The organism is Nocardia brasiliensis ATCC 700358, from assembly GCF_000250675.2.
Lineage (GTDB): Bacteria > Actinomycetota > Actinomycetes > Mycobacteriales > Mycobacteriaceae > Nocardia > Nocardia brasiliensis_B.
This window is the reverse complement of record NC_018681.1, coordinates 5,618,814-5,640,704: the sequence shown is the minus strand read 5'-3', so window position 1 is coordinate 5,640,704 and position 21,891 is coordinate 5,618,814. Positions and strand designations below refer to the sequence as shown.

Annotated in this window: 19 protein-coding genes; 17 read left to right on the top strand and 2 right to left on the bottom strand. The window is 65.4% G+C overall.

Going from position 1 to position 21,891, the window contains the following annotated elements:
* The first annotated feature begins 40 nt into the window (after nt 1-40).
* Nucleotides 41-1,441 (top strand): purine-cytosine permease family protein, encoded by a 1,401-nt coding sequence (locus O3I_RS44050; RefSeq protein ID WP_167829177.1) that lies wholly within the window; start codon nt 41-43, stop codon nt 1,439-1,441.
* A 106-nt stretch (nt 1,442-1,547) separates the two neighbouring features.
* Here O3I_RS44050 and O3I_RS24780 read toward each other — a convergent pair whose 3' ends face one another.
* Entirely contained in the window at nt 1,548-2,396 is an 849-nt protein-coding gene (locus O3I_RS24780; protein WP_014985733.1) for a class I SAM-dependent methyltransferase, read from the bottom strand.
* A gap of 252 nt (nt 2,397-2,648) precedes the next feature.
* On the opposite strand from O3I_RS24780, the gene O3I_RS24775 reads away from it, so the two are divergent.
* Both O3I_RS24775 and O3I_RS24770 read left to right on the top strand, forming a co-directional pair.
* Nucleotides 2,649-4,898, top strand: coding sequence for a helix-turn-helix domain-containing protein (locus tag O3I_RS24775; RefSeq protein WP_141692231.1), 2,250 nt, complete (start codon nt 2,649-2,651; stop codon nt 4,896-4,898).
* Between the two features lie 227 nt (nt 4,899-5,125).
* Nucleotides 5,126-5,983: a helix-turn-helix domain-containing protein gene (locus O3I_RS24770; RefSeq protein WP_081594118.1), complete on the top strand. Its 858-nt coding sequence runs from the start codon at nt 5,126-5,128 to the stop codon at nt 5,981-5,983.
* A 481-nt stretch (nt 5,984-6,464) separates the two neighbouring features.
* Here O3I_RS24770 and O3I_RS44045 read toward each other — a convergent pair whose 3' ends face one another.
* The gene (locus O3I_RS44045) at nt 6,465-7,253 is read right to left on the bottom strand and encodes a helix-turn-helix domain-containing protein (protein ID WP_167829176.1); all 789 of its coding nucleotides are present in this window, start codon (nt 7,251-7,253) and stop codon (nt 6,465-6,467) included.
* 1,333 nt (nt 7,254-8,586) lie between these two features.
* Between O3I_RS44045 and O3I_RS44990 the strand changes: the two genes are divergently transcribed.
* The 14 genes from O3I_RS44990 to O3I_RS24690 all read left to right on the top strand — a co-directional run bounded on the left by O3I_RS44990 (nt 8,587) and on the right by O3I_RS24690 (nt 21,864).
* Entirely contained in the window at nt 8,587-8,862 is a 276-nt protein-coding gene (locus O3I_RS44990) for a hypothetical protein (protein WP_141692232.1), read from the top strand.
* A 20-nt stretch (nt 8,863-8,882) separates the two neighbouring features.
* On the top strand, nt 8,883-10,097 hold the full coding sequence (locus O3I_RS24750) for a cutinase family protein (protein ID WP_041564295.1): 1,215 nt from the start codon (nt 8,883-8,885) through the stop codon (nt 10,095-10,097).
* On the top strand, nt 10,094-11,218 hold the full coding sequence (locus O3I_RS42915) for a triacylglycerol lipase (protein ID WP_014985726.1): 1,125 nt from the start codon (nt 10,094-10,096) through the stop codon (nt 11,216-11,218). Before O3I_RS24750 ends, O3I_RS42915 begins: the two co-directional genes overlap by 4 nt.
* A 191-nt stretch (nt 11,219-11,409) precedes the next feature.
* Nucleotides 11,410-12,765, top strand: coding sequence for a cutinase family protein (locus O3I_RS24740; RefSeq protein ID WP_167829175.1), 1,356 nt, complete (start codon nt 11,410-11,412; stop codon nt 12,763-12,765).
* A gap of 132 nt (nt 12,766-12,897) precedes the next feature.
* On the top strand, nt 12,898-13,605 hold the full coding sequence (locus O3I_RS42910) for a hypothetical protein (RefSeq protein WP_014985724.1): 708 nt from the start codon (nt 12,898-12,900) through the stop codon (nt 13,603-13,605).
* A 2-nt stretch (nt 13,606-13,607) separates the two neighbouring features.
* On the top strand, nt 13,608-14,267 hold the full coding sequence (locus O3I_RS42905; protein WP_014985723.1) for a hypothetical protein: 660 nt from the start codon (nt 13,608-13,610) through the stop codon (nt 14,265-14,267).
* On the top strand, nt 14,264-14,560 hold the full coding sequence (locus O3I_RS24725; RefSeq protein WP_014985722.1) for a hypothetical protein: 297 nt from the start codon (nt 14,264-14,266) through the stop codon (nt 14,558-14,560). The genes O3I_RS42905 and O3I_RS24725 overlap by 4 nt, the downstream gene beginning before the upstream one ends.
* A 260-nt stretch (nt 14,561-14,820) precedes the next feature.
* The gene (locus O3I_RS24720) at nt 14,821-15,561 is read left to right on the top strand and encodes an alpha/beta fold hydrolase (protein WP_167829174.1); all 741 of its coding nucleotides are present in this window, start codon (nt 14,821-14,823) and stop codon (nt 15,559-15,561) included.
* Nucleotides 15,558-15,788, top strand: coding sequence for a hypothetical protein (locus O3I_RS24715; RefSeq protein ID WP_014985720.1), 231 nt, complete (start codon nt 15,558-15,560; stop codon nt 15,786-15,788). The genes O3I_RS24720 and O3I_RS24715 overlap by 4 nt, the downstream gene beginning before the upstream one ends.
* Nucleotides 15,789-15,969: 181 nt before the next feature.
* A complete protein-coding gene (locus tag O3I_RS24710; RefSeq protein WP_141692233.1) occupies nt 15,970-16,446 on the top strand; it encodes a hypothetical protein in 477 nt (158 codons plus the stop codon).
* A gap of 9 nt (nt 16,447-16,455) precedes the next feature.
* Entirely contained in the window at nt 16,456-17,262 is an 807-nt protein-coding gene (locus tag O3I_RS42900; protein WP_014985718.1) for a hypothetical protein, read from the top strand.
* The gene (locus O3I_RS24700; protein WP_141692234.1) at nt 17,199-18,656 is read left to right on the top strand and encodes a hypothetical protein; all 1,458 of its coding nucleotides are present in this window, start codon (nt 17,199-17,201) and stop codon (nt 18,654-18,656) included. Before O3I_RS42900 ends, O3I_RS24700 begins: the two co-directional genes overlap by 64 nt.
* A complete protein-coding gene (locus tag O3I_RS24695) occupies nt 18,653-20,125 on the top strand; it encodes an SCO6880 family protein (RefSeq protein ID WP_041562856.1) in 1,473 nt (490 codons plus the stop codon). Before O3I_RS24700 ends, O3I_RS24695 begins: the two co-directional genes overlap by 4 nt.
* Nucleotides 20,122-21,864, top strand: a complete 1,743-nt coding sequence (locus tag O3I_RS24690; RefSeq protein ID WP_014985715.1) for a hypothetical protein — start codon at nt 20,122-20,124, stop codon at nt 21,862-21,864. Before O3I_RS24695 ends, O3I_RS24690 begins: the two co-directional genes overlap by 4 nt.
* Nucleotides 21,865-21,891: the final 27 nt, after the last annotated feature.

Sequence of the window (21,891 nt, the reverse complement as noted above, 5' to 3'; positions counted from 1 at the left end):
GGTCATGCCGTTTTCATTATCATTCGGTCGAGTGCAAACAATGTTCGAGTGGCAGGGTATCGAGTCAACTAGAGGCGCTGAGCGCGCTGGGCGTGTCAGTCGTCACTTTTGGCTATGGTCGGCAGCGAATGTCAGCCCGTTCGTTATTTCTGCGGGTGTTCTCGTTTTGGTGCTGGGTTTGTCGTGGGTGGGGGCGACGGTCGCGATCATCGTGGGGGTGATCATCAGCTATCCACTAGTCGGGCTGGTGGCGATCACGGGGTTGCGGGGAGGGGCTCCGGCTCTAACGCTCAGTCGCGCTGCCTTCGGTTACCGTGGCAACATGCTCCCGACTTTCCTCGCATATATCTACTGCATCGGCTGGGAATCGGTTGCTCTATTCCTTGCTGCTTCGGCAACAAAAGCCCTGGTGCACAGGGTATTTCCAAATGTTAACTCGGCGTTCCTGCTGGCGATTGGGCTAGCGATTACTGGCGCGGTGACGTTGTTCGTCACGCTATACGGCTATCAACTTATTATCCGTGCTCAGCGATGGATAACCATTGCGCTTGCTTTCGCAACCGCTGGATATTTCCTCATCGTACTCTCGAAGATATGGCCTTTAAAGGCGGCACCGTCTGCGCCCGATTCGCCTCCGTTGCTGGCCGGCATCAGTTTTGTTGTTGCTGCTGGTGGCCTGTCCTGGGTAGTCATGGGGGGCGATTACAGCCGATATCTACCCAGCGACTCGAAACCGTGTGCTGTGGCTGGCTGGACTGCGCTCGGGGGTGGGGCGACCGCAGTGTCACTTCTGCTTTTTGGTGTATTGATAGGAGTGGGGAAGTCTGACGTTGTCGTAAAGGCAGCCGCTGATCCACTTGGCGCTTTGGCGCTTCTGCTGCCGACATGGTTCTGCGTGCCATTTCTTGTTGCGACAATCGTCGCGCTCATTGGAAGCGGTGTAGTCAACCTGTATTCTTCCGGGCTCAACTTGCTTGCGCTTGGCGTGAGACTCCCGCGGCCGACCACGATTATTTTCGACGCAGCTTTGGTAATGCTTGGGGCTAGCTATTTGCTCTTCTTCTCGCCTGGATTTTTTGGAACCTTCGAATCATTCCTTGCGATTCTCGGGGTTCCACTTGCTGCTTGGTGCTCGATATTCTTGGTTGATTTCTATCTCCATCGCGGTTGCGGCTACAATCCCAGTGCTATATACCCGCGAGAGGGTGATAAAGGTGGGATCGGTTATGTGGGCATGCTTTCCCTTCTTCTCGGTACGGGGTTGGGTGTTGTATTAAATTCCGATCCAGGAGGGATCATTCAATCTGTCCTGGGCCTTATGGTTGCCGAGAGTGCTCTTGAAACGGTGACGTCGTGGAAGGTGGGGATATTCGTATCGTTCTTCGTTGGGGGCGCAGTGTACGCCATATTATCCAAGCGTCGGGTGCTGTCAGCCGCGTAGCCTGGTTCGTTCCGGTGATCTCCTCTTGGGTGTTATGTCTCGGCAGACCTTCTGCCCGACCCGTCGCAACCTCCTATCGGCGGTTTAAGGTCTATATTTGAGTTTGCTATTTTGTTTTGGTGGCAGCAAGAGCGTAAAGGAGTGGGATGCGGACGTCGGTGGGCGGCAGTTTCCACCATCCCGTCTTCTCGTCGGGGATCATGCGTTCGAATCGTGGCCACGGCAGTAGTTCGGTTTCACGCAGTCTGGTGATAGTCAGTCCGGCGTCGACGAGGGATGTGACGACCTCGCCAAGACCGTGGGCCCACTCGTAGACCCTTGCCGCGGTTTCGGGTAGCGCGGGACCGTCGGTGTAGGTGTGAGTGCTGTTGTGCTCGACGGCGCCACGTCCCTCTAGGTAGTCCTCACGAAGGAGCAGGTCTTGCTTGTCGAGGTCGGGTTTTGGTCCCAGTGAGGTGAGCACGGGATGGAATTCGACGATGTAGGCCAAGCCTCCAGGTTTGAGCAGGTCGGCGACGACGTTGGCCCACCGATTGAGATCTGGCAGGTAGCAGAGAGAGCCTTTAGCGGTGTAGACGACGTCGAATCGTCCGGAGCCGAGGGCGTTGGCTGCGTCGTAGACATCGGACTTGACGTATTCGACGTCGACATCGTGCTCGTGTGCAATCCGGCGAGCGTGAGTGATCGCTTCGCCGGAGAAGTCGAGGCCGACAGTGCGTGCGCCGCGTCGAGTGAACTCGATGGTCTCGGCGCCGAGGTGGCATTGCAGGTGGACCAAGTCGCGGCCAGTCAACGGACCTAGGTCTTCCCATTCGAAGGGTGCGAACCACCAGTCGGCGGGGATGCTGCCGCCGATGCCGTAGAACTGCGACGCAGCGTGGATCGGGGTGCGTGCATCCCAGTTCTTCTCGTTGGTGCGGAGGAGTGACTGGGTATGGGAGTCGAAGTCGTTCATTCGTCCTCTTACCTTGCGCCCCAGGGGCATTGGTGTCTCGGGCTGAGGAGTGCCGTCGGATCCGCACAATAGCAGTCACGTCGCCTCCGCTGAGATCCCCTTCCCCCAGAGCCGAATTGGCTACTCTGACAACGGATACCACACATCTTCGGCAGGCGTGCACACTTTGTCAGCGAACATCCCTGCGTGCTGGAACCAGTAGGCAGTACTCTACGACTCATACAGGGGGTGTCCAAGGGGCAGGAACAAGCGATGGCGAAATCAGAGACTGACGGGCAGCTACTGAGATCGTTGCGGGAGCAAGCGGGCCTGTCCCAAGCTCAGCTATCCGACGCGGCCCACTACGACAAGGGATACATCTCGCGAGTCGAAAACGACAAGCAATCGTTGTCGGAGTCCTTGGCCGAAGCGTGCGACGCCGCGCTGGAGACCGGCGGCCAACTCCTCGCACGCGCCCAGGCAAACGCACAGCTCCGTGGTGAAGTTTTGCCCGTAGCGCAACTACCAGCAGCACCGGCAGGTCTCGTAGGGCGCGAGGGGCCGCTGGAGCGTCTAGCAGAGCTGCTTACCCGCCCGCAGGACCAACCAGGTTTGGTGCCGGTCGTGTGTGTCGATGGTCCGCCAGGAGTCGGAAAAACAGCGCTGGCATTGACATACGCGCACAGCGTCGTCGGCCGCTACCCTGGCGGTGCGTTGTTCGCGGATCTGCGCGGTTACGGCACCGCTGGGGCAGCGAACGCCACGGAGATCCTGGATGGTTTCCTGCGAGCCCTCGGGGCACATCCGAACCGGATCCCGGCCGACCTCGATGGAAGGTCTGCGCTATTTCGCTCGATGGTGCACGGGCGAGGAATTCTGATCGTGCTCGACAACGCCCAAAGCTCCGGACAAGTGCGGCCATTGCTGCCTGGCTCGCCGGACTGCGGAGTGCTCGTCACCAGCAGGGTTCGTTTGACGGGACTGTTCGTTGGTGCTTCGGCCACCGCAGTGACACTGAATCCCCTGCGGCCCGACGACGCACAAGCATTACTCGAGCGGGTCATCGGGCGACGCACAGGCGCGGAAACGGCGGCGGTGCCGTTGATCGCGCGGCGGTGTGGATATCTGCCCCTGGCGTTGCGGATCGCGGCGGTGCGGATAGCGACCTACTCTCATCGCAGCATCTCAGACCTCGCCGAGGACCTGGCCGCCGAACATCGGCGGTTGGACGTGCTCAGCGCCGGCGATGCGGCGGAGCTGGAAGTGCGAGGGGTCTTTTCCTGGTCATATCAAGCGCTGCCGACCGAAGCAGGTCGGATGTTCCGCCTGCTCGGCCTGCATCCCAGCACGACGTTCAGCCTCGATGCGGCGGCAGCGCTGGCGGGTGTGCCGAATCCAGTGGCTGCACGGCTCATGGAAATCCTTGTCATGGCGCATCTAGTCGAGGAGACAGGCCGCCACCGGTACCGTTTGCACGATCTGCTCCGGGTATACGCCGCTGAGTTGGTTCGAAGCGTGGAATCTGGCGCTGGTTGTGACGAGGCAGCACGCCGGCTGGTGGATTGGTGCCTTGCCAGCCTGGACGCCGCCATCCGTGTATTGACTCCCGGGCGGCCCCACCCCGCCCTGCCGCCGCCGGTGGCGGGCGTACAACCCATGGAGTTCAACGGTGACTACGAGCTGGCACTGGATTGGTGCGACACCGAACTCCCGTCGATCGTGGGAGCAACCCGGTTGGCTGCCGACTACGAAATGTTCGACCGCGCATGGCAACTGCCTGTTCGAGCGCTGTACTACTTACTGATCCGCCGACCATGGGACGAATGGATCGCCACCAGCGAAATCGGAGTGGCAGCGGCCCAAGCCAGCGGCAACATCAACGGCTACGGCGAGGCGCTGATCAACTTGGCCGCGGCACATCTACGCCGCGGCGACTACGACATCGCTGAGCAACAGTTCCACGATGCCCTCGACGCCTGCCCGGACCCATATCAACGTGGGTGGGCTCTGGCTGGGCTCGCATTTACCTGCCTCGGCCGCGAGAACTACCAGCCCGCAATCGATTACCTGCACCAAATGGCAGAGAGCTTCATCGGACTCGACGAGAGCTACGGAGTCGCCACCGCCTACGCCAACCTCGGCGAGGCCTACCGCGAGGTCGGGGAACTCGAACAAGCCTGGATGTACGGCCAGCGCAGTGTCGAGCTGTTCAACTCGAACCAAGACCGCCAAGGCGCTGGATACGCGCTATCGAGGCTTGCACGCACCGCCCTCCACCGAGGCGACAGCGCCGTCGCACTGGCCCTCTGCGAGGAGGCACTGGCCGCGAATCGAGAAACCGGTGACCGATGGGCCGAAGCCGACACCCTAGATGTCCGCGGCCAGGTGCTGCAGAAGTCTGGCGAAACTCAAGCAGCTACCCGTGCGTTAACTGCCGCCCTCGCGATCTTCAACGACGGGCTCGATGACCATCGAGCCGATCTACTCCGCGCACAACTCGACGTAACCACCGACGAACAGTGACACCACGACGCAGGTAGGCCAGCAATTCGGAACACCGGCGACCCCCGGCACCGGGTCTGTCCGTGTAGCAAGCGGTTGGCAACAAACGCTCCAGTGTTGCCTATCGAGGTGGCAACCCGTCAACATCTCCCAGCCCAGGTCACGACTGGCGATAGTGGACTGAATCAACACGATGCGTCACCGAAGCCGTCGGGGGGCTTGGGTGTGGAACCACCGCCGGAACAATCATGAAGGGGAACGCAGCCATGGGAGGCAACGGAATCGGTCGTAGACCCAACGGTGCGGGACTCGACCGCTCGGGCGTGATCATCCCGACGCTGTCGGTGACGATGCGCCAAATTCGTGAGCACAAGGGACTCACGCGTGTGAGCGCCTACGAGTGCCACCGGATCACGCAGAACTACCTGGCGGACCTCGAACGCGGCAAGTACAAGCCGAGCTCAGCGTTGCTGGAACGCCTCATCGCCGGCTATCGGCTAGATGCGGACCAGGCCCGCCACCTTCGCGAACTTCGCGCTCGCGCAGTCGAACTCATACCTGAAGAAGAGCTGCACCGCCGCGTCTACGCTGACCCGGCGTTCGGTGCTCATCTGCAGGACCTGCAGGAGCGAGGAATCCCCGCCGCCTATCTGAGCCGGGTCTTCAACGTGATCGAGTGCAACGATCTGCTGCGGGCTGTGCTGCCAGGTCTGGACGAGGTGGACTCAATCCTGTTATGGATGTTCACACCGGACGCGCGGGACATCGTCGTGGATTGGGAACCCGAAGCGGTACGCACCGTCGCTACCGTCAAGGGTGTCCTCGGTCGCCATCGTGAAACAGTACAGGCTGCGGACGTCGTTCGAAAGCTCCAGCACAGCAAGACATGTGGTGAGATCTGGACCTCGAACATTGACATCTCGTACGGGCGCGACAGTACCGACCTCAAGCTGTTTCGAGATCGAGCAGGCCGGATCGTCTCGTACAGCATCACCATGTCCGAGGTGCCCGAGGCGTCGGGCCTGATGCTGCTGAGGGCAATTCGCAAGCGGTGCGTGCCGAACATGCCACCGTTCGAAGCGAGCGCGGCGGGAGTCGCGGGATAGCGCGCTGGCAGCATTCGGGGTATCTGCCAGATTGCTGCCTACTCGAATCGACGGCCCGGCGCCACAGTGATGTGTGAGAGGCGCCCTGTCTCGGCGAAAAACCGGTAGCAGGCTGGAATAGAAATCGGAATATGCATCTCGCACGAAATGGTAGCCTGATGACCTAGGCTGACCAGCAGTGCTGAATTCGGCCGGGCGGCATTCGCGTGGCTCGTGACGGCAATACTTACGCTGTGCGCCGCGCGGAGCCGAGGTGGCTAGATTCGGCAAGCGATCCAGGCAGAGGATCCAGAATCGCATCTAGTTACACACCCGAATGCTCTGGGAGGGCAGAGTTCGTATAGTGCTATTCAGGACATTTCTGGCGGCGGGATGGTAGCTGCTTATGGAGCGTTAAGTTCCATAGACTCGAACGCGGAGGTCTGATGCCTTGGTGGTCTGCGAAAGCGATGGCTGGGTGCTCGGCTTTCGGTGGATTTGATCACGGAGTTTCCTCTGAGAACCGGTCTGTAGGAGAGTCGGCGACAGCGGAGTTCGGCGCGGAAGGCACCTCGATGGGAAAGCCTGTGAGTAACCAAACATGGTTGGTCTCGTCGGAGATGCTGAGACGATAGCCGGCAACGGCTGCGGTTTGAGGGTCGCGAAGGCGGAACTGAATGCTGTCGTCACGACCGTGCTCGACGCGGATGTCGTAGATCCACCGATCCTGGAAATAGGTATTACGCCGCAGACGGCGAAACAGATGGATCGACTGTGGGGAATCACGGTGGCGCCCGAGGGTGCCTTTTAGGATTGCGACGGTGTGGTCGGCCTCGCGGTCCCAATCGAGGACCAGCCGTCGGGCCGTGGGGCTGAAGAGCCAGACGGGGATCGACCCGGTTTCGTCGGCGCCGGGCATCGACCTCCGGAATAGGTTGTTGGTAGCCAGGATTGACCACACTGGATCGATGTAGGCGGCTAAGGCGCCCAACGTCTCCAGGTGGTCGAGGTGGCTCATCTGCGCGGCGTTGGTGAGCACCCGATGACGAAGAACGTGGACGGGTTCGAGGCGCTCGGCCGGTGCGCAGAGCTCGGACAGGTGACGCGCTTGCCCGCTGTCGAGGTTGTAGCCGGTGACGAGCCGCTCGAGTATTTCCGGACTGGGCCAGTGTTCTTGTTCCTCGATCCGGTACAGGTACGACTGGCTGACTCCGCATTCGCTGCTTGCTTCTTCTCGGGTGTAACCGCAATGGTCGCGGAACTGTCGACAAACGGTGCCTAGTGTCGGCATGCGTGGTATCTGTGCCCGTCGGGCATCCCGGTGTGCTCTGCTCGGATTCTGGCTCATGCGGAGCCCCCCTTTATTTAGCGGCTTCCGTCGTGCGGAAGGCGGCGATACCCTCTCTGGTTGCCCCCTGTAAGCAACCTTCGTTCTTACCAGATGGGTAGGGGGTGCTGCAAGCCTATATTGAATAGTTGCTTTGTCGTAGCTGTTGATCTGTGGCGGGAATCCCTCCTCGCGGCCAACTCTCCCCCCGTGGGAGGTTTTTCGGAAGTTAGTTGTAACGGAGATAGTGTCAATGTGATCGTTACCGCGCAGGTCAGTCCGTCTATTCCGAATTGATACTCCGACCGGTACCGAAAAGGAGATGGGTCGAAACACTAGTCAAGTCAGGGGTTGTGGAGTTTGGATGGACATGCTTATCCAATCTGATTGAGAGGAAGTTAAATTGGACCCCTTCGTGATCCTCGGGTGGGTGAACGGCCTACTGTCCCTTGCCTCCAATGGGCTGTCTGTCGCTTATCAAGCGCTGACGCTGATCCTTCCGTTCATCTGACGCGAAACATTCGAGAGTCGCCTCCCAGACACGCCTTCGCGACTGGGAGGCGCGCGGAGAGAACCTCACCGCGCATTCGATTACCAAACCCTCTTACTTGGCCCTCGGGACGAAGGATGCTTCGGCATGCCGATATCAAGGAAAACCACAAGTTGTCTCACTAGTGGTCCCGGTCCGTTCGACGCGACCTGGAACGAACGAAACCATCCAAGCCGCAACGCTATCCGCGGCCGACGTGCGGTCCTGGCGAGCGCAGTGCCGATCGCAATGATCTTGGCGGCAGGCGCGGCTGGCGCGGTGGAACCCCTAGCCGCTGTCGCCGATCAACCCGGTGTCACGAGCCCGTCGCAACCAGGCACCTCAACACCGACCCCGACACCGCTCCCGTCACCGGAGCCTCCTACCGCCGCACCGGAGTCACCCCCTCCAACGACCTACTATCGGCAACCGCCCGAGGTTCGAAACTGGGCGCCTTCGCGCCCGGCTCCACCACAGGATGCGCCGGTAGAGCCTGTCCGGATCGAAGAGCTGCATCTGCCGGAACCAGTCCCGCCGGTCGCGCCGATCGAGGCTCCTGAGAACACGATTCGCATCGGTCAGTGGCAGATGCCGCGCCCGGACTGGCTGCCCCCGGACTGCGCGGACACGATCAACGAGGTCGCGGCCGGGGCTGAAGCCCAGATGGCTACAGCGTTGGACTCGATCGGTATTCCCGCAGGGCGTTCGGATCGCGTTGGCGGTGCGACGCTGGCCGGGGCAGGGATCGGCGGCGCCGCAGGTGCCGTCGTGGCTGGCGCTCCGGTAGCGGTGGCGGGTGCGGTGGTGGGTGGGCTGATCGGAGGAACGATCGGCGGAATCGCGGGCGCCGCACTGGGTACCGTGATTCCGGTTCCGATTATCGGCACCGTCACCTCCGGCGTCGCAGGGACCGCGCTCGGTGCTGCGGCCGGTGCCGCAGCGGGAGCTGCGGTTGTCGGTGTTCCTGCCGCGACGGTCGGTGCGGTGGCCGGTGGCACGGTCGGTGCGGGGTTCGGCGCGGGCGTGGGGGTGGGCCAGCCATGACCGCCACCAGGACGCGACGTGTGGCAGTACTCGTAGCGGTCTCGACGAGCCTTGGCGCGTTCACCTCGATGACCGCCGATGGGGACGCGGGAGCGGTGCCGATCGGTCCGGGCTGTCCCGCACTGTATGTGCTGGGCGTGCAGGGCACGGGGCAATCCAGCCCCGGCGCGGACCCGCTCGCAGATACCGGGATGGTGGGCGCGCTGCTCGCGCCGGTGGTGGCGGCTGTCCCGGATCTGGTGCAGCGCAGCTATATCGGCTACCCGGCTGGTTTCGGCGGGGCCGTCCCCGGTGGCGGTAGCGCCCCGTACGCGGTCTCGGTCGCTGATGCTCGCCGCTCGCTGGATGCCGCGGTATCGGAGATCGCTGAGGCCTGTCCGGCGACGAGGATCGCCGCTATCGGATATTCCCAAGGCGCTCAGGCGATCTCGGGATTCGCCGCCGATGTCGGGGCGGGCCGAGGGCCGGTGGACGCGGATCGGATCGCCGGTATCGCCTTGTATGCCCACCCTGACCGGGCCCCGGACGCCCCGACCTTTCCTGGCCGTCCAGGACAGTTCACGCCAGACCCGGCTCCGGGAACGGGCGGAGGTGCGGTCTCGGGCGTGCGGATCACCAATCCATCCGCCGGCGGGGGAGGGATCGCTGACAGGCACACCACCTACGGGGCGCTGACCGGTCGCGTCGCCGATATCTGCACCGACGGTGACCTTGCATGCTCGGCGCCGGAGCGCGCGGCAGTGCTGCGCGCGGGTGCCGAAATCGCCGCTCAGGCCGATTTGCGTGACCCGTTGACGGGGCTGGGATCACTGCAAGCGATTCTGTCCACGGCTCTGGGTGAGGCGTGGACGGCTGTGCTGCTCAACGATTTTCAAGTGGGCAACGGAAATGTCGACTACCTCCCACAGCTGTCCCTGGCTGAGCGGTTGATCGAAGCCGCCGACCCTCGACACTCGTCGCCGACCGAGTACGGGGCCGCGAGCGCGCGGTGGAACGAGATCACCGCGACCGTGGCCGCGAACCCGATCGCGTTGCTGCCCAAACTGGCCGGCCAGTTATCGGCCGCGTGGGGTCAGTTCGTGGCCGACAACGCCGATCTGGTAAACCCGGCCATCTGGGCGCGCTACGCCGACACCGTCGCCCGCCACACCGGTTACGCCGCCTCGGGGCAACTCGACTCCGGCATCGCCTGGATGATCGCCTTGGCCACCGACATCGCTGCGAGCCGATCATGACCGAACCCGCTACCCGCGACGAGTTCTACACCGGCCGAATCGGATACGAGCACCTGCCTGGAACGATCCTGCGCCAACGCGCCGTAGATTTATCGGATTTGGAGGGTGCGGGCCGGGCATGGCAGATCGTATACGCCACCCGGACCAGTTTCAGTGCACCGATTCCTGCCTCGGCGGTGGTAGTCGCATCGGCGACCGTCGACGTGGCCGGTATCGGCCCGACGCTGTTGTATTGCCCGGCATTTCACGGCCTCGGCGGGCCCGCACCATCGCAGTTGCTGGTGCAGGGTGTGGAGCCGGAGGCCCCGTTTATCGCCGCGGCGCTCGCGCGTGGCTGGACCGTGGCGATCCCTGACGGGCTCGGCTCGGGAATGACCGGGTTGGGTCCGGCGCAGTTTCTGGCGGGCCGCGCGGGCGCGCACGCAGTGCTGGATCTGGCACGGGCCGTGCGTGATCTTCCCGAGCTGGACGCCACCGAGCAGCCCAGTGCTGTGTGGGGATTCGCCGACGGCGGCCGGGCTGCGCTGTGGACCGCGGAACTGCATCACCAGTACGCCGGAGAGCTGGATCTGCGTGGCGCTGCGGCCGGGGCTGCGGTCGGCGACCCGGGGGCGTTGATTCCGGAGATCGACGGCGGCCCGTGGGCGGGGCTGGGATTAGCCGGGCTGATCGGGTTGTCGCGCGCCTACCACCACCTGCCGGTGCACCACATCCTGCTCGAGGACGCTCATCCGGTCATCGAGCACGCCTCGAGTCTGGACGCCGCGACACTGATAGCGGAGTATCAGCATCAACCGCTGGGGCAGTGGTGCGAACGGCCCTACCCCTGGCGCGACGCGATCTGGCGCTACGTGCTCGCCAACGAACGAAACGCCCAGTTCAAGCCCCGAGTCCCCGTGCATCTCTACCACGGCACCGACGATGCCCTGGTCCCGATCGCGCTGGGCCGCAAACTCTTCGCTGCCTACCGCCGCCTCGGTGCCGATCTGAGCTGGCGCGAATACCCCACCAGCCACCTGGGCACCGCCACCGCAGGCGCCGGCGAAGCCCTCTCCCGACTGGCCGGCTACCTGCAACGCCGCCCCACTCCCGCGGCGCCGACTCCACCACAAGCCACCTGAATCGCCTGCCCGCACCGTCCGGACCCCTCGCTGGGGGTGCGGGCAGGCCCCAACCTTCGAGGAGGTGAAAACCCATGCCTCACATCAGATCCCACAAGCGACACCATCGGGTTCCGGCACGGACGGTTGCTGTTTCAGTCGCGCTCGCCGTGGCCATCGTGATCAACGGTCCCGCAGCATTCGCGGCGCCAGTGAGCACGGTGCCTCTGGGCGCGTCGTGCCCGAGCCTGTACGTGTTCGGCGTGCAGGGCACCGACGAGACCAGCCCGGATGTCCCGCCGACCAGCGACACCGGTGCGCTGGGACAAATGTTCGGGCCGCTGAGCGCGAAAGCCGGAGACCGGGTCCAGCGCTCCTACATCGCGTTCGGCTACACCGACGACGGCACGGCCTTGCCCTACGACGATGCTGTCGCGGCTGCGGCAGAACGGCTCGAAGCCGCCGCTACAGAAGTCCTGCAGCGTTGTCCGGCAACGAAACTGGCGGCCGCCGGTTACGCCCAGGGCGCACCCGCGGTCTCGACGTTCGCCGAACAGGTCGGCCGCGGCACCAGCACGATCACCCCCGAGGAGATCGCCGGTATCGCGCTGCTGGCCAACCCTGCCCGACCCGCGAACGCGACAGTCTTCCCGGGACGGCCACAAGCCAGCACTCCCGCCGCGGCACCCGGCACGTCGGGGGAGAGGGTCGCGACGATATCGCTGAGGAATCCGCCCCTGACCGGTACCGGGATCGTCAGCGTCCCTGCGGCCGACTACGGATCGCTGAGCGGACGTGTCGCGGAGCTGTGCGTGCCCGGCGATGCGACGTGTGATGCCCCCACGGGTAGCCCTTTGGCCACCACGGTGGCCAACATCGCGGCCCGATCGGAGCTGCGCGATCCGATCGCGGCGATATCCACCGTGGCAGAAGCACTCTCGACCACCGCCTTCACCACCGCGGTCGATGTGGTCAACGAGGACCTGCACGGAACCAGCCTCGATCAACTCTCCTACGAACCGGCAAAACCCCTGGGGCAGCGCCTCGCCGACGCATCCGCCCCGACCGCGACACCACCTGGCCCGAACGAGGCACTGTCGGCGCTGTTCAAACTCGGCACCCTCGGTTTGTCCGCGGTGGTCTCGCTCGCCCAGAAAGTGATCACTCCCGCGACCGTCGCCGAACTGGCGGTCGTCGGAATGGCCAATCCCTGGGCAGCGGTCGCGGCGATCGGAGCGAAAGTCGCCACCGCGGTCACCGAACTCATCCCGCCCCAGACCGCCAGCCGATGGATCAATCAAGCCTTCGAGGCGATCACCAGCACGGTCACCGATCAACGCGAGCTCTACACCCTCGCCGGCGCCGCCCAATACAGCTCCACCACCGGCCGCCACGGCTCCTACCAAACCGTGCCCGCCACCACCAGCGGTCGCGCCCCACTCGCCGCGGTCGCCGACTGGTTCGCCGCACTGGCCCACGACCTCGGCCCCGCCACTTCGACTCAGGCCCGACCACAACCCACGACCAGCACCACCACCGCACCGACCACGACCGGTGGTGGTCGTTAAACCCCTTCGGGCGCAACCGGATCAGCCGACGTACCCGACCACAACTGTCGCCTGATTCTCTCCCCGGCACGCGCCCGGAGGGCCCCACCCACACAACCTCAGCACTCAGCCCGTCAAGGAGGTGACACGCACATGCCCGATACCCGAACCCCCAACAACGCGCCGGTCGAACACGGCGGGGGATGGCTGCGCACGGCAGGACCCGCCGCGCAACCGGTCCGCGCGGTGGTCACCGACAGCGAACCCGCACTCGGCTCGGAACTGCACTGGATCCCCCAGCCCGGTCCGCAGGGGCCCGGGATCGAACCACCGACCGGTCACCGGCGACGGTGGCTGTGGGCAGGCTTGGCCGCGGTCCTGACGGCGAGCGTGGCAGGGATCGGATTCGCACTCGCCCCCGACCATTCGAATAGTCGCGAAGCGGTTCCGCTGTCGCAGACAGCAGCACCTCGCAGCAGCACGACGGTGGCGAACGCCCGTGCGTGCACCGGTCTTTCCGGGGCGACGGTCAGCGACGGCGCGGGCGATACCCGCAGCCCGGCCGGGGTGATCGTGGCGTTCGAACACGCCTACTACGTGCGCCGCGATGCGGGCGCCGCCCTCGCACTGGTCGCTGCCGAAGCCGGGCTCGTCGGCGACGCGCTCGCGGCCGGGATCGCCTCGATCCCGGCCGGCACGACCCACTGCGTCGCGGTCACCCCGCTCACCGACAGCACCGCGGTCGAGGTGCACCTGGTCGAACGCCACCCCGACGGCACCCGCACCGACTACCTGCAACTGATCAACGTCCGCACCGACGATCACGGTGCCGTGATCACCAACATCCAGAAGCGGGGCTGACCATGAGCACCGCACTGCACCTACATCGCGACCCGCCACCACCACGGGGACGACTGGACCCGGAAACGGTCCTCGGCCCCGACCCCGATCACAGGGCGCCGGTCCGGCAGGCACCGCTCCCGACCACCGGTGCACATCCTCCCTTGTGGGCAGTGCTGGGCGCGCACGGCGGCGCCGGGACCAGCACATTGGCGCGGTGGTGGGCACCAGCCGCCGACACCGGCCTGGCCTGGCCCGCCTGCCCCCACACGACGCAACGGGTCCTCATCGCAGCCCGCCTGTGCATCCCCGGACTTACCGCCGCCGCGGAGCGCCTGCGTGAATGGCACAGCGGATGCGCCCCGGACGGGATCGCCGTGATCGGGCTGGCACTGACCCCGACCCGACCCGGCTCTGTTCCCGCGCCGGTGCGCCGCTACCGCAGCGTCGTCGCCGAGCTGGTCGAGCAGATCTACGACATCGGCTGGCACGACGAACTCCTCGTCCGTGAACTCGGCGAACTGGCGCAATACAACCCCCTCACACCCGCACCGCCCGCTCGCCGCCGCAGCCGGCTCACCGAAACGGTGCCCCCGGACGTCTCTCGAGCGGGCGCCGACATCGTCAGCCGTACGGCGGCGAATCAGATTGCAGGACAGAAAAGTTCGGAGGCAAGGTTATGAGTACCGTGTACGCGGTCGGGCAGGCGCTGACCGTGCTCGCGCAAGATATCCACATCACACCGACAAGTCCGCCGGGTACAGGCAAGTTCGTGAACCTGGTGAACTACCTCGCCTGGTTCGTCAGTCTCGCCGGGATCGCGGCGATGATCTACGCCGGAGGAAAATTCGGCTGGGAACGGTTCCACGGCGGGGCGGTCGAATCCCCGAAGATCCTGCTCGCGGCCATGTTCGGCGGCATCATCGCCACCAGCGCCGGAGAGATCATGAAGGCCGTCATCGCCGGAGGCAACTAACCATGTTCGCCTCACGACTCCACCCGCATCCGGCCACCGAATCACCTGGCCTTGCGTGCGACGACGCGACGAACACACGCACTCTGGCGACCGAAAACCGTTCACGAACAAGCAGACCCCTGCCTCCGGTGTGGTGTGAGTTCCCCATCCTCGCGCGCGATGGCGCGCACCTGACCGCAGCGCGAGTGGGCTCGGCATCCGCGCCCGCGAGCGTGGTCTACCTCCACAGCATGGGCGCCGATGCCAGGTGCTGGACACCGTTGGTCGAGCATCTGCACCAACGGCTCGACGGCGCGATCGCGCAGTGCGTCTACGACCAGCGCAGCCACGACAACTCCGCCACCGGTTCTCGCACTGCGCAGTCGAGTCCGGCGACCCAGATCGATGACCTCGAATCGGTCCTCGACCACGCCCGCGGCGCGATCGTGCTGACAGCACATGCGGCTGCGGCGTCGCTGATCCTCGAATGGGCACGACACAAACCCGAGGCGACACAAAAGTTGTCGGGGATCGTGCTGTTCAACCCCTCACTCGAATCCTGGTGCACACCAGAGACTTCGGGCGCGACATTGCGAGATGTGACCGGCCGTGACCGATGCGGCCCGTTCGAAGAGTCGGCCCGGTACCTCTGCTCGGCACCGGAGGCGCGTGCGTGGCCCGCGCGGAAACCCGGTCGCCGGGTTGGGGACGGACCTCAGGGTGAGGTCGCCGAACCGTTGGGTGCAGAATTGCTGGCCTCTTTGGCAGCTGGGCTGCGCGATGCGGTTACCGCTGTGCTGCGGGAGATCCCGACCTGGGTCTTGGTCGGCCACCTCGATCCTGGCGTGGCAGCGCATCGCTCCCGCATGTTCGCTGAACAGATCTGGGCCGATTACGACACGGTCCCCGGTGCTGGACATTGGCTGCCCTGCACCGACCCCCGTCCGGCGGCGGAACCGATCCTGGCCGCCCTCGAAGTCGCTTACCGGGCCGCCTATGAGCGTGGCGGTGGTGGCTGGTGATCGCGAAACCCTTGCCAGCCGAGGTGCTTTCGCCGCTGACACTGCTGCTGAGCTACCTCGCCTGGTTCGTCCTGCTGATCTGCATCGCCCGCGCGATCTGGACCGGCGGGCTCCTCTCGATCCGCCTCTACCGCGACGAAGCCGTCGAAGGACTCATCGGCTCGCTGCTCGCCGCAGCCCTGGCCGGATCGGCGAGCGCGATCGCCATCACGGTCCTACCGACCTAACCCACCTCTGGAGACCTCCGTGAAACCCTCTCGCACACACAGATTGGCCCTCAGTGCCGCACTGTCACTGGCTGGACCGATGGCCCTGTCGGCCCTGCTTGCCTGCAGCAGCGACCAGCCGGCCGGTCAGCACAGCGCTACGGTTGCCGCTGTCGACCGCCCGCCGACCGTACTGCGATGGGTGCCGTTCAACGGTGTGGACTTGCCGGTCACCGATCAGGGCCCGCACAGCCTCGACGGCGCCGTCGCCCGTGGATTCGATCACGGCCCGGCCAGCGCCGCGCTGGCGGCGATCCACAGCACCGTGCGGATGTCACTGGCCACCGACAACCAATGGGCCAGAGTAGGCCAGCACATGCTGGCCCCCGGGCCCGGGCGGGACCACTGGGCAACCCTGCGCCTACAGATCTCGATCACGAGCGCACCGACACATGACATACCCACGCTGCTGGGCTACCGGATCACCGACTACACCTCCGCGGCCGCGGACGTCGAGATCTACAGCCTCTTCCCGGACAACTCCCTGACCTGCAACCAGGCCCAGGTGATCTGGCACGACGAGGACTGGCGACTACTCCTACCCGAGCACCCCCACACCAATCCGATCAGCACCGTGGACCTCCCGCCGGCCGAGATGGTCACGCTGACACCGCGATAGGAGCCGACGATGAGATCCCTGCGCGTGCTGACTGTGCTGTTTGCCAGCATCATCGCCCTCGTCATCGCAGCGTTCGCCTGGACAATCAACCGCGACGACCACGCCTCCGACACCCCCGCCGGTGAACCGAGCGACACAACACTGCCCCAGCAGTCCTTTCCACACCTGTCACCCGGTGTTAGTCGGCCACCGACGACGGATCTGTTCGGCTCGCGTCTGGAAGTACCGAGCCAGGAATGCGGTGTCGCGCTGGGGCAAGACCCCGCGGCGCGCCCGGATCCGGCCCGCGGCGATTACCTCATCACCGAACCAGCTGGAATGCAGTGGCAGCGAGGATGGGGCGGAGCCGCGCTGCCGGTCTCGAGCAGCGACGGACCGACACGTATCGACCCTGAACGGGGTATCGCGACGGGTTTTTCGCGCACACCGCAAGGGGCCGTGCTCGCCGCCTTGGATGCGGTGGGCCGCGCGTTGGCGGCACCCGAGGGGACCTGGCAGCAGGTGGTAGGTGAGCGGTTCTACGACGGTGGCCCGGCGCTGATTTCGCGATTTGCGCGCTCACGCACGACACCCGACGCCGCACGGTATGTCGTGGTTCCCGAGGGCGTGCGCGTGCAACCGGGATATCGCGACGACCTGGCTGTCGTGCAGATCGCCAGCCGAACACACGACGGCTACGCCGTCGGGAGCTGGGCGATGACCTGGATTAACGGCGATTGGCGCGTGCGTGTCCCTGCCGACATCGAAACCCTGTGGGGCCCAGCAACACCGGTCTTGACCGTCGCAGGGTTCGGGTCGTGGAAGGGGCTGCCATGAGCAACCGGCCCGAGCGCACTCAGCTCGAACTACCGCAGGTTTGTGACCTGCCGTTGGGGCCACGACAGGCGTGTGAAGCGGTTGGTGATGCGGCCGCGAAGGTTGGCATTTCGGTCTTCGACGACCTGGTCAGTGCCTTGTGCGAAGGCCTGAGCGACCTTATGCGGCTGGCGATGACGTGGTGGACCTCGTTTCGCTCGCCGGCACTGACCAGCAGCGACGGCGGGCCCGGAGCCGCGCTGGCGGGAGTCAGGGAATACACCAGCGGGCTGCAGGTCGTTCTGCTGACCGCGGGGATTCTGTTCGCTGCTGTCCGGTTGGCGTTGGCCAAACGCGGCGGTGTGGCGGGGGAGGCCCAGGAATCGTTTCTGATGTTGGCTCGTGCGGTGTTCGGTTCGATGACATTTGCCGCCCTCATCACCGCCGGGACACGCGCCGGGGACAGGTTCGCGGACTGGGTGATCTTCGATGCCAGCCGCGGAGACCTCAACGCGGCGATCTCGAGCCTGGTCGACTACGACCTCACGACTCGGTCGGGACTCGCGCCGGGTGTTCTCTTGGTCCTCGGGGTGCTGGGCCTGATCAGCATGCTCGTGCAGTTGATGATGTTGGTCGTCCGTCAGGCGCTGTTGATCCTGGTGGTCGCGGTTCTTCCTATTGCTGCGGCGGCGTCGGGTACCGGGCCCGGGTCGCAGTCATACAAGAAGCTGCTGAGCTGGTCGCTGGCATTTCTGTTGTGGAAGCCGGTCGGTGCGCTGGTCTACGCGATCGCGTTCACCGCTGCCGGACGCGAACAGCACGATCCGCAACTGGTCTTGCTCGGCATGCTGCTGCTGGTCATGACCGTGATCGTGTTGCCGGCGTTGATGCGCCTGGTCGCACCCGCCGTCGCCACCCTCGGCGGCGGAGGCGGCGCCGGAGCAGCGATCGCGGGCGGACTCACCGGTGTCGCGATGGCCGGCATGGGAGGCAGTGGTGCCGGTGGCGCGGAAGGCCGCAAAGTCACCGAAGGCGAGAACTCACCCAGCCCCGGCAACGGCCCGCCACCGTCGCAACCATCCGGTGGAGGCGGTGGTGGTCGACCGATGCCCGGCGGCTCTACCAGCGAAGACACCGCCACCTCCGGAACAACGAGCGCGTCTCCCGCGGCGAGTCGAACCGGCGGCCACGTGGGTTCCCGAACCTCCACGGCGGCCGGTGCAAAAACCACTGGTTCGGCAGCGGGTACGGGTGCCGCAACCGCGGCCACGGGTGCTGTCCCGGCGGCGTCGGCGGCCCACGCCGTGAAAGCCGCTGGCGAGCAGAGTGTCTCGGCAACGGAGACCCAGGCCCGTGAGGCCACCGGAGCCGGGTTGGATCCCGACGCCCTCGGGCCGGGGGAGGTACGGCGATGAGTACTCGCATGTACGGGCGCTGGGAACGACCCCGGTCCGCAGGGTTTTTCGGTCTGACCTGGGGTGTGTCGATGGCGGGGCTCGGTTTGGTCATCACGATCATGGTCGGGTTCCTGATCAGCCGCTCACTGACGGTCGCAGCAGTGCTGCTGGTGGTATCCGCGGTGGTATTCACGCCGCTGGCGGTGACCCGCAACGGTCGATCCGGATGGGAAATATGTTTACTGGCAGCACAATTCGCCGTCGCACGCACCCGCGGGGAGCTGGTTTATAGGTCGGGTCGGTTCGCGCGCATCCCTGGCGTCGCGAAGCTTCCCGGGTTGCTGGCTCATTCGCGCCTGTCCGAGTACGAAACCTCCGGTGGCAAGCGGTTCGCGGTGATCCATATCCGGCGCACCGACCATTACACGGTGGTGTTGCGGGTTGTCCCGCGTGGCAAGGAGCTCGTCGATCAGTCCCAGATCGATTCCTGGATAGAGGGATACGGCCAATTCCTCGCCGCGCAAGGCCGCGGCGGGGAAGTCGTGGCGGTGACCTCGGTGCTCGAGACGGTCGTGGAAACCCGGCTGCGGCAGGCACGGGAAGTTGCCCGCCTCATCCGTCCCGACGCACCCCGGTACGCGCAGGCGGTGATGCGTGAGGCCGCTGCCGACATCGGCGGGGTCGGGGTCCGGATCGAAGCGCGGGTCGCGATCACCTACCGCGCCATCGGGCGAGGCCGTATCCGCCGCGACGACGCCGAGCAGGCACGCGAGATCGGCCAGCGCCTGCAAGGCGTGCTCTCCCAGCTGGCGCGTGCCGGACTGCCGGCGACACCGTTGCAGGCGTGGGAGGTCCTCGCGCTGGTGCGTTCCCGCTATGACCTTGCCTCCCAACGTGATTGCGAGGCCGCGGGCACCGATATCACCAGCACGCAATCGTGGGACAGCGTCGGCCCGCTCGCGCACGAGGACCGCTGGGATCACTACGTGCACGACGGTGCCCGCTCGATCACCTGGGAGATGGACGCCGCACCACGCGGTGCGGTGATGGAGACCGTGCTCGAAGAGCTACTGCGGCCCCGCGCCGACGTTCCCCGCAAAAGGGTCGCGATCGTTTACCGGCTCCACCCCGCCGCCGAGGCAACGGCCATGGTGGACAACGATTTCCGGGACGCACTGGCGGCCGAGCAGACCGAACGCGGTATCTCCTCGGCCTCGGCGCGGATCAGGGTCGGCAACACCGGCGCCGCGCGGGAGGAACAGGCCCGCGGCGCGGGACTGACCCGGTTCGGGTTGTGGGTGACGGTGACCGATCACCTCGACGCCGATATGCCCGGTATCGAAGCCTCGGTCAAGGCCATGACGGCAGCGGCGCGGCTGGGGGTGCGGCGCTGTTACGGCAGCCAAGCCGCCAGTTTCGCCGCAAGCCTCGGGATCGGTGTGATCCTGCCCGAGCACGCCAGTATCTCCACGCGGGTGTCGGCATGAACAAAACCAAGCCCACCAACGATTCTCGATCCAGTCGTACCGAGCTGGTTGCCGGTGTGCGGGTGCTCAGTCCCGGGGCGCGCACCGCAGCCGAGGCGGCCGCCGCCAAGCCAGGGATCGGCGGGTGGCGGGCGCGGCTGGCGATATCGAGCGATGATCACCGCCGCTCCACCGCCGCGCGCCGGGTGGACAGCTCAGGCGGCGATGGCTTCGACCGATCGCTGGCCACGTTGACCGACCGCGGCTACCGCGGCCTCGGCGGCGGCCGCGCCTCGGTAGTACCCGCGACCCCGGAATGGCGAGCCACCACCGTCCAAATCGCCGGACTGTGGCCCTTCGCCGTCGGTGCATCCGCCCCCACCGTCGGCACACCGGTCGGAACCCACTACGTCACCGGCCAACCCGTGCACTTCGACCCGATGAGCTGGTTTCTGGCGCGCTTCATCACCGCCCCAATCTGTTTCGTGCTGGCGCTCAACGGGTTCGGCAAATCCAGCCTGATCCGGCGCATCGTGACCGGCGCGGTCGCCGCCGGAGAGACCGTGCTGTGCATGGGCGACACCCGCCCCGACTACCGCGACCTCGTCCTCGAACTCGGCGGACAGGTCGTCGAGGTCGGCTACGGCCACGGCACCCTCAACCCCCTCGACGTCGGCGCACTCGGCGCCGTCGTCGAACGGCTGACCGACCCCGATCAGCGCCGCCGGATCACCGCCCGCGTGGAAGCCAACCAGGTCAACATCATCGCCGGCCTCATCGAACTCGTGCGCGGCTCCCGCATCGCCGACTACGAAGAAGTCCTCCTCGCCGCGGGACTGCGCGAACTCTACAGTCCAGCAAACGCATTCAGCTACGCGCAGCCACCGGTGCTCTCTGACCTGCTCGTGGTCATCTCCGGCGGCGGTGAGCGGCTACGCGAATTCGTCGAGGAAGACGACGAACACACCTACCGGGCCAACACGAAAACGCTGCGCCGCTCCCTCCGTGCGCTGGTCGAAGGACCCTTCGGCGCGGTCTTCGACGGCCCGACCACCACCCAGCTCACCCTCGACAGTCCCGCGATCTGCGTCGATGTCTCACGCATCCCCGAAGGAGACACCAAACTCCTCGCCGCGGTCCTGATGGTCTGCTGGAGCAACGGATTCGGGGCCGTCGCGGCCGCCCACGCGCTCGCCGACGCCGGGCTCGCCCCACCTCGAACTTTCGAGATCATCATGGATGAGATCTGGCGCGTCCTCGGCGTCGGAGACTTCATGGTCGACCGCGTCGACGCCCTCACCCGACTACAGCGGGAGCTGGGCACGGGTCTGATCATGTGCTCGCACACCATCAAAGACCTCGCCGCGTTCGATTCCCCTGCCGCACAAGCCAAAGCGCTGGGATTCTTCGAACGATCCAGAGCCAAACTCATCGGCCCGGTCGGCCCCGACGAAATCAACCGCATCCGCGGCGCGATCGGCATCACCGAGACCGAGAAACTACTGATCAACTCCTGGGCCGCACCTCGCCCACCCAGCGACGACGACCTCGACCCCTCACGACGCCAGCAACCGCCCGGCACAGGCTGTTTCCTGCTCAAATGCGGCGAGGCGAACGAACCCGGGATCCCATTCCGGCTCGTGTTCACCCCCACCGAACGCGCCGCCGATGTGCACAACACCAACCGACGCTTCGACAACCTGCCCGGTGCGACAGCCAAAGGAATCATCGCTGCTACAGCTGTAGGTTCTCATGATTAATTGCGCCTTCTCAATCATTCTGCGCCT